This window comes from Motilimonas cestriensis, from assembly GCF_021295315.1.
Lineage (GTDB): Bacteria > Pseudomonadota > Gammaproteobacteria > Enterobacterales > CBDFNC01 > Motilimonas > Motilimonas cestriensis.
The window spans coordinates 43,535-56,549 of sequence record NZ_JAIMJA010000008.1 but is presented as its reverse complement, the minus strand read 5'-3'; the positions used below and the strand labels follow the sequence as shown (position 1 = coordinate 56,549).

Annotated in this window: 13 protein-coding genes; 2 read left to right on the top strand and 11 right to left on the bottom strand. The window is 42.7% G+C overall.

Annotated features, from left to right (window positions below):
* Positions 1 to 5: 5 nt before the first annotated feature.
* The 4 genes from agaR (K6Y31_RS09370) to K6Y31_RS09355 form a co-directional block, all read right to left on the bottom strand.
* Entirely contained in the window at positions 6 to 782 is a 777-nt protein-coding gene (gene agaR / locus K6Y31_RS09370) for a transcriptional repressor AgaR (protein WP_233052529.1), read from the bottom strand.
* 443 nt (positions 783 to 1,225) lie between these two features.
* Positions 1,226 to 1,996 (bottom strand): transcriptional repressor AgaR, encoded by a 771-nt coding sequence (gene agaR / locus K6Y31_RS09365; RefSeq protein ID WP_233052528.1) that lies wholly within the window; start codon positions 1,994 to 1,996, stop codon positions 1,226 to 1,228.
* Between the two features lie 247 nt (positions 1,997 to 2,243).
* Positions 2,244 to 3,176, bottom strand: a complete 933-nt coding sequence (gene mdh, locus K6Y31_RS09360; RefSeq protein ID WP_233052527.1) for a malate dehydrogenase — start codon at positions 3,174 to 3,176, stop codon at positions 2,244 to 2,246.
* Positions 3,177 to 3,663: 487 nt separating this feature from the next.
* Positions 3,664 to 4,398, bottom strand: a complete 735-nt coding sequence (locus K6Y31_RS09355) for a transporter substrate-binding domain-containing protein (RefSeq protein WP_233052526.1) — start codon at positions 4,396 to 4,398, stop codon at positions 3,664 to 3,666.
* A gap of 302 nt (positions 4,399 to 4,700) precedes the next feature.
* On the opposite strand from K6Y31_RS09355, the gene argR reads away from it, so the two are divergent.
* On the top strand, positions 4,701 to 5,168 hold the full coding sequence (gene argR / locus K6Y31_RS09350) for a transcriptional regulator ArgR (RefSeq protein WP_233052681.1): 468 nt from the start codon (positions 4,701 to 4,703) through the stop codon (positions 5,166 to 5,168).
* A gap of 5 nt (positions 5,169 to 5,173) precedes the next feature.
* Here the strand turns inward: argR and K6Y31_RS09345 are convergent, their stop codons facing one another.
* From K6Y31_RS09345 to glnK, 5 genes are all read right to left on the bottom strand, one after another.
* The gene (locus tag K6Y31_RS09345) at positions 5,174 to 6,214 is read right to left on the bottom strand and encodes an ABC transporter ATP-binding protein (RefSeq protein WP_233052525.1); all 1,041 of its coding nucleotides are present in this window, start codon (positions 6,212 to 6,214) and stop codon (positions 5,174 to 5,176) included.
* A gap of 42 nt (positions 6,215 to 6,256) precedes the next feature.
* A complete protein-coding gene (locus K6Y31_RS09340; protein WP_233052524.1) occupies positions 6,257 to 7,885 on the bottom strand; it encodes an ABC transporter permease in 1,629 nt (542 codons plus the stop codon).
* 23 nt (positions 7,886 to 7,908) lie between these two features.
* The gene (locus K6Y31_RS09335; protein WP_233052680.1) at positions 7,909 to 8,913 is read right to left on the bottom strand and encodes a Fe(3+) ABC transporter substrate-binding protein; all 1,005 of its coding nucleotides are present in this window, start codon (positions 8,911 to 8,913) and stop codon (positions 7,909 to 7,911) included.
* Between the two features lie 211 nt (positions 8,914 to 9,124).
* Positions 9,125 to 10,357 (bottom strand): ammonium transporter, encoded by a 1,233-nt coding sequence (locus tag K6Y31_RS09330; protein WP_233052523.1) that lies wholly within the window; start codon positions 10,355 to 10,357, stop codon positions 9,125 to 9,127.
* 13 nt (positions 10,358 to 10,370) lie between these two features.
* Positions 10,371 to 10,709: a P-II family nitrogen regulator gene (glnK, locus tag K6Y31_RS09325; RefSeq protein WP_233052522.1), complete on the bottom strand. Its 339-nt coding sequence runs from the start codon at positions 10,707 to 10,709 to the stop codon at positions 10,371 to 10,373.
* Positions 10,710 to 10,958: 249 nt separating this feature from the next.
* Between glnK and arfB the strand changes: the two genes are divergently transcribed.
* Positions 10,959 to 11,381 (top strand): alternative ribosome rescue aminoacyl-tRNA hydrolase ArfB, encoded by a 423-nt coding sequence (gene arfB / locus K6Y31_RS09320; RefSeq protein ID WP_233052521.1) that lies wholly within the window; start codon positions 10,959 to 10,961, stop codon positions 11,379 to 11,381.
* A 155-nt stretch (positions 11,382 to 11,536) separates the two neighbouring features.
* Here the strand turns inward: arfB and K6Y31_RS09315 are convergent, their stop codons facing one another.
* Positions 11,537 to 11,908 carry a YacL family protein gene (locus K6Y31_RS09315; RefSeq protein WP_233052520.1) on the bottom strand — a complete coding sequence of 124 codons (372 nt, stop codon included), beginning with the start codon at positions 11,906 to 11,908 and terminating at the stop codon, positions 11,537 to 11,539.
* A gap of 165 nt (positions 11,909 to 12,073) precedes the next feature.
* Entirely contained in the window at positions 12,074 to 12,895 is an 822-nt protein-coding gene (locus tag K6Y31_RS09310) for a winged helix-turn-helix domain-containing protein (protein WP_233052519.1), read from the bottom strand.
* Positions 12,896 to 13,015 lie beyond the last annotated feature (120 nt).

Sequence of the window (13,015 nt, the reverse complement as noted above, 5' to 3'; positions counted from 1 at the left end):
GATTCCTAATTTCCGGCTTGGTCAGCGAGGATCACATCGACCCCCATCTCAAGCAGTGCTTGATGTGTTTCGTGAGGAATATTGCTGTCAGTCACCAGCCCATCAATTTGATTAGCGGCTCTGATCATGCAAAAACTTTTACGGCCAAATTTGCTCGAGTCTGTCACCGCGATTATCTTTCTCGCGACGGCACACATGGCGCGGTTAACTTGAGCTTCATGGTTATCCGGTGTCGTAATACCTGCGTGCAGGTCAAAGCCATCCACGCCTAAAAACAATGTGTCGAATAAGTAAGAGCGCATTTGCTGTTCGCCGTGATGGCCTATCAATGAGCAAGAAGCGCGGCGTAAACGTCCACCTACTACATGTAAGTCGATGTTTTCAAACTGACTGAGTTGGTAAGCAGTATTGAGAGCATTGGTCATTACAACCAATTGTTTTTTATTGGCAAAATATTGCGGCATTAAGCCAATCGTTGAACCTGAATCGAGGATGATGGCTTCGCCATCCTTAACTAAATTGGCCGCCGCCAGTGCGATATTTTGCTTGGCACTGCGGTTCAGTTGATCTTTACGATAAAGGGGCTGATCGAAAGCAAAATTGGGATTAAGGTTAGCACCGCCATAACAACGAAACACGCACCCTTCTTTTTCCAACACGTTAAGATCATGACGAACAGTGACAGCAGACACATTAAACAAGCCCACAAACTCATCGACCTTACCGCTACCGTGAGTGCGAATATGCGCCATGATAAGTTGTCTTCGCTCTGAACTAGTCATTGTTCCGCCCTTCTTTCGTTACATTTCACTTTCGTGATTTATTTGTTTCGATTCATTTGATTGCTATTAAATCAGGTCCAAAAAAATAAAAGTGAAAGCTAGATCACAAGCAAAATGGTTTCGTTTTTTCGCAAAAAACCTTTCGATTCAGTAAAAGTGAAAGTAATACATTTCAATTGAAAGCAGATATTTATTAGAGGAAAGTGCGGTAATGCTGGCTTCTAGAAACAGAAAAGTGAAAGAGGGACATGAAAGAGGAGAAACAGTAGCATTTCGAACTGCGATCTGCGCGAGATCACATAACCAGAGCTTGGCTAAGTTGATGACCAGAATAAAGCAACAACATCAACCCGATTAGACAGATGGTTAACCATGGGTGAATGAGGGGATAGGCACAATAAGAGCAGCTAAAAAAATAGCAGAAGCGAACGGTCAGGGGAGAATTAGTCGACGATTCTTACATCCACCCCTAGAGCGGTCAAGTATTCAACATAATCAGGTGGAATGCCACTGTCGGTGATTAGCATGGCAAGTTGCTCAGGGCGCGCAATCAAGCAAAAGCTTTGCCGATTAAATTTTGAAGAATCCGTGATCGCAATAACCTGTTGCGCGGCTTCAACCATTTTTCGATTGATATCTGCTTCACCTTGATGGGGTGTCGTGATCCCGGCTATTTTATCAAAACCGTCTACCCCTAAAAATAAGGTATTGAAGCGAAAGCTAGACAGCAGGCCTTCACCACTCGCGCCATTGATAGAATATGAACGCTTACGAATAGTGCCACCAGTGAGCATGACTTCTATATCAGGTTGATTGGCGAGGTGATAAGCGATGTTGATTCCATTCGTCATCACAGTAAGGTGACGCATAGAGTGAAGATGGTAAGCAATTTGTTCAGTGGTCGAGCCAGAATCAAGAATGATCTTATCGCCATCTTTAATTAATGAAGCGGCGTATTCGCCAAGCTTGGCTTTAATGCTGGTGTTGAGCTGCTTTTTGTCGTTCAGTGGTTTATCGAAGGTAAATTGATTATTAAGTAACGCGCCACCATAACAACGGATAACACATCCTTTTTTTTCTAAATAATTTAGGTCGTTACGAATAGTCACAGTAGAGACTTGGTACAATTCAGCAAACCAACTGACCTCACCTTGTTGATTTTTTTGAATGTATTCTAAAATCGCTTTACGCCGCTGCGCAGTATCAAGAGCCATGTCAATTCGCCAATAGAGTTAACCTAGCAATGAGTCTACCCAGTAGTGGTGAAAATTAACAACCCGAATTATCAATTTTTAGCCTGAGAGGTGTTATTAATTGCTTTGACAACAAGTGGTTGGAGATAGCTATACGTTGCAAAATCAAGCTGCTTGGGTCTAGATAAAATAAAACCCCAAACTAAATATTTGGGGTTTTTCACTAACCACAAGCTGCTAGTGCAGACATGGGATTAACCAGTATGAATTAAACGAAATCCACGCCTTTTTGAATGTCACCTTTTAGGGTATCTAGCATTTCGGTTAATGCTGTTTGTTCAAATGCGCTGATGTCGCCGTAAGGCAGTACTTTCTCTACGCCGTTTTTACCAAGTAATACTGGTTGTGCGAAGAACTCTGCATGCTCGCTGCCAGCATCCACATAAGTACATTCAACAACACCTTGCTTACCGTTTAGCGCTGCCACTACTGACAGACCAAAACGCGCTGCCGCTTGACCCATTGAAAGTGTTGCAGAGCCGCCACCGGCCTTCGCTTCAACTACTTCAGTACCCGCGTTTTGAATGCGTGTGGTTAGGCTAGCGATTTCTTCATCAGAGAATTCAACACCTTGAACTTGTGAAAGTAGCGGAAGGATAGTAACACCTGAGTGACCACCGATAACGTTAACTTTAATATCCGTTGCTTTTAAGCCTTTCGCTTCAGCGATGAAGGTTTCAGAGCGGATAACATCCAAAGTAGTGATACCAAATAATTTGTTCTTATCGTAAACACCAGCATTTTTTAACACTTCACGCGCAATCGCAACAGTCGTGTTAACAGGGTTAGTGATAATACCGATACATGCTTTTGGACAAGCAGCCGCTACTTTTTCAATCAGGTTTTTAACAATACCTGCGTTTACATTAAATAAGTCCGCGCGATCCATGCCTGGCTTACGTGCTACACCAGCAGAAATAAGCACCAAATCAGCACCAACAAGTGCAGGTGTTGGATCTTCGCCAGCAAAGCCTTCAATCGCAACATCAGTTGGGATGTGGCTAAGATCTTTTGCAACACCAGGGGTAACAGGTGCAATATCGTATAATGATAATTCTGAACCAGCTGGCAAATCATTTTTCAGCAAAAGAGAAAGGGCTTGACCGATACCGCCCGCAGCGCCTAGAACAGCAACTTTCATGTGGTTGTCTCCGTTATGTGTAGGTGAGGATTCATTCCTTTTATTATGTAAACAAAGTCTATGAGATCCATCTAAAAAACACAATCTGTTAACAGAGCTGAAACCCTAAGTTGTGAGCAAATATAAAAAACCCAACCATAACTTATCTGTTTTTTAACATTCCATTAGCATTTGAGCCACCTTTTATACCTAAGACACTTCAAGATGCAGGATTCAGAGCCGCTCATTCTGTTCAGTTTGAGGCAAAAAGACGAAGGAATGGCATTCCCTTTCGAGGCTTTTTAACGAAAAAATGGACATAATGAGCTGCTCCCAAAGGGCGAGTTTTGTAGGCTGTTATGCTTTGTTGCTGATTTTCAACGTAGAATGACTATGTCTCAAATCAGCGTCGCGCCTAACAGCCTACAAATTCTCGCTGAACAAGCATCTTGAAGTAACTTGGGTATAGATGCTATTGCCTCCTGTTCACTAGGCTTAAGTCTGCCTTTTATTGGTGAAAGTACTTCATAATAATCCGCTTGTATTCTCCTGACGCTTTGATTTGCTTTAATGCATTATTTAAATCACGTAGCAGGCGCTTATTCGATTTGTTAACCGCTATAGCATAACCAAGGCCAAAAAAATCCACATCGGTGATCTTTTCCCCCACCATCTCAAACTTGTTATTTTCTGGTAGCAGTAGCCAAGCTTCGGCGACAGCAAAATCTACTAAGACCGCATCAATATCACCCGCTTTAAGGTCGGTAAAGGCCTTCGCGTAGCTGGCATAAGGCACTGTCAGCGCCCCTTGCATCTCTTTTTCTTCAATAAGATAACGCTGCTGCTGGCTACCATTTTGCACACCAACAGCTTGATTTTTAACGTTAACTTTTCCGCTATATACACCTTTTTTAGCAACAAAAACCGCGCTACTATCGTAATATATATCAGTGAATGCCACTAAAGCGCTGCGTGCTTCGGTAGCATTAAGTGCGGCAATCACCGCATCATAATTACGAAACTGTAATGCCGGTATTAAACTATCGAACGCCTTATTATGAAATACACACTCAGCTTTTAAGTGGCGGCAAAGGGCGTTAGCTAAATCGATATCTAAGCCGGCGAATTGCCCTGCATCATCTAAATATTCAAAAGGTGGATAACTGGCTTCAGTAGCAAATTGAATCCGACTCGCAGCAATGCTCTGAAAACTTAAACAACACAATAACAACACTCGCCACATAACACTTTACCCTTTATTTAAATCAACTAGCGCTTGACTCTATTCTAGTTTAGAATCCCGTTTTTTAGTCAGCGACGCCTTTAAACAGAATCAAACTCGAAATTTTACTAAATTTTCGAGTATTTACCTGTTAAATGTATTTATCAGCTTTAATTTGAGCTGTAACAACCTATCTATTGAGACTTTTAAGTTTATTTGGTGATACCGCTCGCTTTTAGCCTTTCTAACTAACCATATCGCTTGCTAGAAAATGATTTTTTATGCAAAATATTGGTTCATTTTTGACTGATTATGTATTTCTAATGAAAAACAACGACAAACAAGATCGCCTTATTGAAGCATTTAAGTCCCTTTTAAAAGAAGAAACGTTCGGCTCACAAGGTGAAATTGTCAGTGCACTGCAATCTCAAGGCTTTGATAATATCAATCAATCAAAAGTATCTCGTATGCTAAATCGCTTTGGTGCGGTGCGTACTCGCAATGCTAAATCTGAAATGGTCTACTGTTTGCCAGCAGAGTTAGGCGTACCTGCCACCAGTAGTCCGTTGAAAAATTTAGTCAGTGATATTGATTATAACGACGCATTAGTCGTTATCCGCACCAGCCCGGGTGCAGCGCAACTGATTGCTAGGCTACTCGACTCGCTCAGTAAAGCAGACGGTATTTTAGGTACGATAGCGGGCGACGATACGATTTTTATCACTCCCACTAATACCAAAGAAATTCAGCGCACAGTGCTTACAGTAAAAAGCTTGTTTGATATGCGCTAAGACCACTAGGCGCTTTGCTTATCGAATAAGATAAGTTCATGAGGCTCTACCGCTAAATCCACTACTTGTTGCGTTGTAAAATGCTGCGCAACCTGACACTCAAATTCTTGCTGCGCCAATTTTACATACACCTTTGAGCTGGCGCCAAGAAACTGCACATCACTCACCACCCCCGCTCCCGCATCATTAGCGGTTAAGCTGATCTGTTGCGGCCTAATGAAAATATCGTAACTAGTCGCATCTGATTTGTGATGAGCCACGGTGCTACACACCCTGCCTAAAGGCGTATTGACGTGGTGTTCATCAATCACAGTGGCTGGTAAGTAGTTGCCACCGCCAAGGAAATCAGCAACAAAACGAGTGGCCGGACGCAGATATAGCTCATCCGGTGTGCCGACTTGCACAATACTACCTTGGTCGAGCACCGCCAGCTTATCAGCAAAGGCAAACGCCTCTTCCTTCGAATGAGTGACAAACACCGCACTCACTCCCGCTTTTTTGAGAATTTGTCGAATTTCAGCTATCAACTTCAGCCTAACCTGACTGTCAATATTAGAAAAGGGCTCATCAAGCAACATTAAATCAGGCTGGTACGCAAGTGCTCGTGCAATCGCCACACGCTGTTGCTGGCCACCTGAAAGCTGATGGGGGTAGCGTTCACTGAATTCACTCAGATTAACCAAATCCAACACTTGCTGGGCACGTGTTTGTTGCTCTTTTTTCGGCAGCTCATCAATGCCAAACACCACATTATCCATCACTGTCATATGTGGAAATAAGGCGTAGTCTTGGAAAATCATGCCAATTTTGCGTTGCTCCGGAGGCAAGTGGAAACCTGTTTTATTCACCACTTTGCCATTGATCGTTATTTCGCCCGACTTTAATGGCAACAACCCCGCAATGGCTTTAAGTAGCGTGGTTTTACCACAACCACTTGAGCCTAATAAACAGAGGATCTCGTTATCTTCTAGCGTGACACTCATATCTGACAAGATATCGAGGCCGTTGTAGCTACAATGAACGTTTGAGATAACCAATGCTGACATAGCTAAGCGTGTCCTTTTAAAAAGAGAGCGTAATAAATTCTGTTAATGCTGTTCGATCGAACGACTCAGTATGATCAGTGGCACTAAACCCACTAAGATAATCACTATCGCAGCCAGTGCCCCCTGCTCGATCATCTCATCAGAAACGAACTGATAAACATAAGTCGCTAAGGTTTCAAAATTAAACGGGCGTAAAATAAGCGCCGCCGGTAACTCTTTCATTGATTCAATAAAAACCAACAAAATAGCGGTAAAACAACCCTTACTAATCAATGGAATGTGAACTTTTCGCACCATTTTCACCGGGGAGTGACCTAAGGTTCGTGACACCATATCAAGTGAAGGTGGAATTTTATTGATACTGCTTTCTACCGCACCGACCGCAATGGCAGTAAAGCGTACAAGATAACCAGCAATCAACGCCAGCATGGTGCCACTAAATAATAGCCCCGGCCCTTTACCGCCAAAATGCTCAATCAAATCATTTAGGCTATGATCAAGCCAGCCAAAGGGAATCAATATACCAATGGCCAACACAGTGCCCGGCACCGCATACCCCATCGAGCTCAAGCGAGCGGGAATATCAGAGCCACGCTGAACATGCAAACGGCGGAACAAGCCGACCAGTATAGCGATAAGACAGGCCAGCACGGCAACCACACCAGCAATGAAAAAGGTGTTTAAGCTAAATTCTATGAATTCAGTGGTCCAAGAATCAGTAAAATATTGCGCAGCAAAATAAATCAACATCGAAAATGGAAACAGAAAGCCTAGCACCACTAAGGACCAACAAAACAATGCCGCCAACCACTGTTGCCATGGCTTCATTTGCAATAAACGCGCACTCTCTTGGCCCATATTTTTTTGAAATACTTTTTGTTTGCGTCGACTAAAACGCTCCAGCGCCAACAATAAAACCACCACAACGAGCATCAGCGTCGATATTTTTGCCGCGGCATGTAAGCTACCGTAGCCCTGCCAAGTGTCAAACACAGCACGCGTTAAGGTGTTAACAGCAAAAAAGTTAACCGTCGCAAAATCGGCTAAGGTTTCCATCGCAATTAAAGATAATCCAACCGCAATAGCAGGCCTTGCTAGCGGCAGACTAATACGCCAAAAGGCTTGTAACGGCGTTTTGCCCAGCAACTGAGCAGACTGCATTAAGGTAACTGATTGCTCTAAAAATGAGGTGCGTGCTAATAAGTAAAGATAGGGGAACAGCACACTGGCGATAATCACAATAGCGCCACCCAAGCTGCGGATATTAGGAAACCAATAATCACGCGCGGTTTGCCAACCAAGTAGGTCTCGCAATACACTTTGCACCGGTCCGGCAAAATCCAGCAATTCAGTATAAATACCGGCAACAATATAAGCTGGCATCGCCAAGGGCAACATTAAAGCCCACTGCAAATATTTACGCCCGGGAATGTCGCACATGGCCATAAACCATGCGGCGGGGATCGCCATGGCAAAGCTTAAAACGCCAACCCCAAGGATCAACAAAACCGTGTTGCGGATATAGTCCCACATCACGGTGTCCATCAAGTGCTGAAATAAATCTCCAGCGGGTTGTAAGCCTTGATAAATAATGGCTATAACAGGAAAAACCAGTAGCAAGCCAATGGCCCAACTACTGGTAATCCAAGATAATGATAATCTTGAGTACATCTATTCACTCAAGGGAAAAACCCTTATAAATCGAATTTAACTTCGTCTAATAGTTTAAGAGCTACTGGACGCTGCTTAGCAATTTCAGCCAGTGGAATCGAGTCTGATTTAAACTCGCCCCAAGACGATACTAGCTCAGAAACAGCCACACCCGGCTTAACTGGGTATTCAAAGTTAACTTCGGCGTATATTTTCTGTGCCGTATCATCAGACAAAAACTCCATCAGTTTAACGGCATTATCTTTGTTTGGTGCAAATTTAGTTAAAGAAACACCGCTGATATTTACGTGCGTGCCGCGATTAGCTTGGTTGGGAAAGTTAATCTCTACCGCATTGGCCCAAGCCACTTGCTTCTCGTCGTTTAACATCTTACCTAGGTAGTAATTATTACCCAGTGAAACATCACAAAAGCCTTCTTTAATTGCTTTTACTTGATCGCGATCGTTACCTTGCGGTTTACGCGCTAGGTTAGCCTTAACACCTTCAAGCCACTGCTTGGTTTTAGCTTCACCATTAGCCGCAATCATTGAAGAGATAAGTGCAACATTGTATGGATGCTTACCGCTACGAGTACAAATTTTACCTTTAAATTTAGCGTCGGCTAAATCTTCGTAGTTCAACTCAGGTTGTTTACCTAGGCGCTCTTTTGAAGAATAAACATTACGAACGCGAGTAGTTAAGGCAAACCATTGATCCGCAGGGTCACGATATTGGGCAGGAATATTACCTTCTAGGGCTTCACTTTGCACGGGTTGAACTAAGTCTTTTTCTACTAGTTCAACTGAGCGGCTAATGTCGGTCGTTAACACTAAATCAGCGGGGCTTAGCTTACCTTCACGCTCCAAACGCTCAATGAGGCCATCTTTAGCAAATACGATGTTTACTTTTACGCCTGTTTCTTCAGTAAACTTGGCCATAATAGGCTCAATTAGAAACGATTGGCGGTAAGAATATACATTCACTTCTTCTGTTGCAGCCCAAGAAGAGGTTGATGCTAAGACACTGCTTAAAACGACTGAAGCAAGAATAAAGCTTTTTTTCACTTGATAACTCCTAATTGAGTGTAATGATAACGATTACTATCAAGGTTATTATAAACAAATTTTTACCGCTGTCACCTTATTCAGATAATAATCATTTCTATTTAGAATACCTTTTAGGAATAAGCATAGATAATAAAAACAAAAAAGCCCCGAATCATCGGGGCAAAAGTAGACAACACACAACTGAAGCTACCAATTAACGGCTTGGACGTACCGTTACAAATTCTGGGTAAGCATCAACACCACAATCGTGAATATCCATACCGGTCATTTCTTCTTCTTCTGTGACACGGATACCCATGGTTTGTTTCAAGATAGCCCACACAATAAATGAGGCGATGAATACGAAACCAAAGATAACTGCAGCGCCAAATAACTGGGCCGTAAACGACGTCTCTGCATTTGAGAACGGCACTACCATTAGACCAAACAGACCGCACACACCGTGTACTGAAATTGCACCTACTGGATCATCAATTTTGATTTTGTCAAAACCAACGATACTGAACACCACAAGGCCACCGGCAACAACACCGATTAGTGCAGCGAATAATGGGCTTGGTGATAACGGGTCAGCTGTTATTGCCACTAGACCTGCCAATGCACCGTTTAACATCATGGTTAAGTCTGCTTTACCCCATTTTACTTTTGTTACCACTAGCGCAAAGATGGCACCTGTCGCCGCAGCAGCATTAGTATTAAGGAAGATTTTGCCAACAGCGGTTGCATTCTCGGCATCCGAAACCATTAGCTGTGAACCACCGTTAAAGCCGAACCAACCCATCCAAAGAATAAATGTACCTAAAGTAGCCAGTGGCATGTTTGAGCCCGGGATCGGGTGAACTTCACCGTTTTTACCGTATTTACCACGACGAGCACCCAGTAGTAACACTGCTGACAGTGCCGCTGCCGCGCCAGCCATATGCACAATACCTGAGCCAGCAAAGTCAGAGAAACCCGCAGCAGATAGGAAACCACCACCCCAAGTCCAGTAACCTTCAATAGGGTAGATAACGCCTGTTAGTGCCACACTGAAAGCAAGGAATGCCCAAAGCTTCATTCGCTCTGCTACCGCACCCGATACAATCGACATTGCCGTTGCAACGAATACCACTTGGAAGAAGAAGTCAGATTCGAGTGAATGGTCAGCGCCATCTGCTTGGCTACCTATCAAGGCACCAAAAGAAGGAATGATGCCACCCTCGGCATTATCGACGTACATAATGTTGTAACCCACTAGCAAGTACATGGTGCAAGCAATGGCGTATAACGCGACGTTCTTAGTTAAAATCTCAGTAGTATTTTTTGAGCGCACTAAACCCGCTTCTAGCATCGCGAAACCCGCGGCCATCCACATCACCAATACACCTGACATTAAAAAGTAAAAAGTATCTAGCGCAAAGCGCAATTCAATCACTGTGTTTTCCATGATCCTGTCTCCCTTACAGTGCTTCGTTGTCTAGCTCACCAGTACGGATACGTACTACTTGAGTTAGCTCATAAACAAAAATTTTGCCGTCACCGATTTTGCCGGTATAAGCAGCGCCAGTAATTGCCTCAATAAGGCGATCAACGTTTTCTTCACTGGTCGCAATATCGAGCTTTACCTTAGGTAAAAAGTCGACATTGTATTCCGCGCCGCGGTACAGCTCGGTGTGCCCCTTCTGACGGCCAAACCCTCTTACTTCTGTCACTGTCAAACCATCTACACCGACTTCTGCAACAGCTTCTCTGACATCATCCAATTTGAATGGTTTGATAATCGCACTGATCATTTTCATAACAACTCTCCCTAAGCATGTATTTTTTAATTTTCTTACACTAGTTATTACAAACTCCGTGCCAAAAATTAAAATAAAACAATTTCAACAACTTAAATAAAATTGATAAATCCAACTGACCTTTACGCACCAAATTAAAGCAACATATTTTTAACAATGCGCAGGATCGGGGCAAAACAAGCCCTTCAGGACATCAAAGCAGGAAAAGGTTACAATATCGCGATGTAGGGCAGATTAGAGAGACGGCATTTGGACAAAATTAAAGTATCAGAGCGCGTATTTATTCCACTTAAAGAAGTTGAATTCACCTTTGTCCGCGCCCAAGGTGCAGGCGGGCAAAATGTAAATAAAGTCAGTACAGCGGTACAGCTAAGGTTTAATTTCTTAGACTCAAGCACACTTCCTGATAGCTATAAAGAGCGCCTGCAACAGGTCAGTGACCATCGCATCACAAAAGGTGGCGATATCATTATCAAGGCGCAAAGTAGCCGCAGCCAAGACTTCAATAAGCAAGATGCCATCGAGCGATTAGTGGCATTAATAAAAAATGCCAACGTGGTGCAAAAATGCCGTATTGCTACTAAGCCGACCAAAGGCTCAAAAACGCGCCGCCTGCAAGGAAAAGCTGTGAAAGGAAATGTGAAGAAACTGCGATCTAAAGTAACTTTTTAAAAGTAACTTTCTAAAAGTAATTTTTTAATTTTCCCGAAAAAGATTAACCCAACCAAGTACTAAACTGCCACACCATATAAAATGAGTGCGATTAGGGGAAAAATTTACGCGGTTTTAAAATTTAGTTTATTTACTCAACGAGCGAGTGAATAGGTTCAATAACCAGTTTGAATAAATCTTTGGTAGGAAAGTAACATCTGCTCGAAATCCTCTAAACCACACAAAGCCAGGCTCTCTTCATCATAAAAGCCCATGTCATCGGGTAATTCGTCGTTATCGGATAGCAGGATGTTGGCAGCTACCTTGGCTTCTTCTTGATTAAGAAACAAGGAAAACTCAGCGCCTAATAATTCAAACTGCTCCACCCCTTGGGTTTGGAGCAGCTGAATTTGGTCTAATAAACGCGATATGCAGGCAAGATCCATATTTATCTCTTGCTCTAACCATGTTCCAAGAGCTTCATGGCCCATGGAAAAATGGCTTTTTATTGTGTTATGTAACATGTCACGTTTAAATTCAAACTCCAAAATCGAACCTCATATTGTCAGTCGTGCTCGATTGAGGATTATACCTTAGAGCTTGAACTTAGTACTTAACTGTTAACTTCTGGTAAACCAGAAAGTCTCGTCCTAAGCCAGCTCTGGTGTTATTTATTGTATTTAAAACTGTCTAAGTTTTGTCAGCGTTTATTTTTAGTTTGTCGCTGTTTTTAATGCTGCTTCTTTGCTTAATACATGAGTTGGTACCAACTCATAAGCGGCTTGTGGTTTAAGTACCACAGCTGATTTGCTAGCAACCATTAACATTTGCTTTAAGCGACTGTCTTCTAATGGTTTTAGTAATAGACCTTGAATATCAAGTAAGCTGTTAATACCGAGTAGCTCACGTTGAACATCAAAGTGCGTCACTAGAACGCGAATATCTGCAACGGCTGAGGTTTCCCCCATACGGATACGTTTTACTAGTTCAATACCCGCAGTGTCATTCAACAATGCATCGATCACTAGTAGGTCAAAGTCTTGTAGAGCAAACGCTTGCTCTGCAGCTTCAACAGTTGCTGCACTTTCAACGTAAGCAACATTTAGGTTTTCAAGCTGTGCAACCATAGCATCACGGTCGCCGTTATTACCTTCAACTACCAATACTTTTAGGTTAGTTGTAACAGCTTCTGGTTTATTCACTAGCGGCGTAGGTTGACCAACTTCAGCACCTTCTAAACGAGCAATGTAGCCACGCTTAGGAATGGTTGAAATGTTCAAGCCATGAATGCTTAGGTTACCAATGCTTTTACGCAATTGTGAAATGTGTTGGTTGATCGTGTGGTCGGTTACCAGACGGCCCCATACATGCTGCGCAAGATCTTCACGTGTTACTACCGTGTTTAAATTCTTACACAAGAAGTGCAATAGCGATGTACGTAGTGGTCCTAAGTAAACTTTACGATTACTATGGATCAGGCTGTTCTGACTCGTATCTATGTGGTATTCACCCACAACAAGGCTTTTTTCTAGCATAATGACACCCATATAATTAAAAAAATAAAATTGTGACTGACAACATAGTTTTATCAAGACTTTGTAAAAAAATCCAGCCGTGTATGCAAATTAATTGACTTTAATTTAATCAAATCCCTG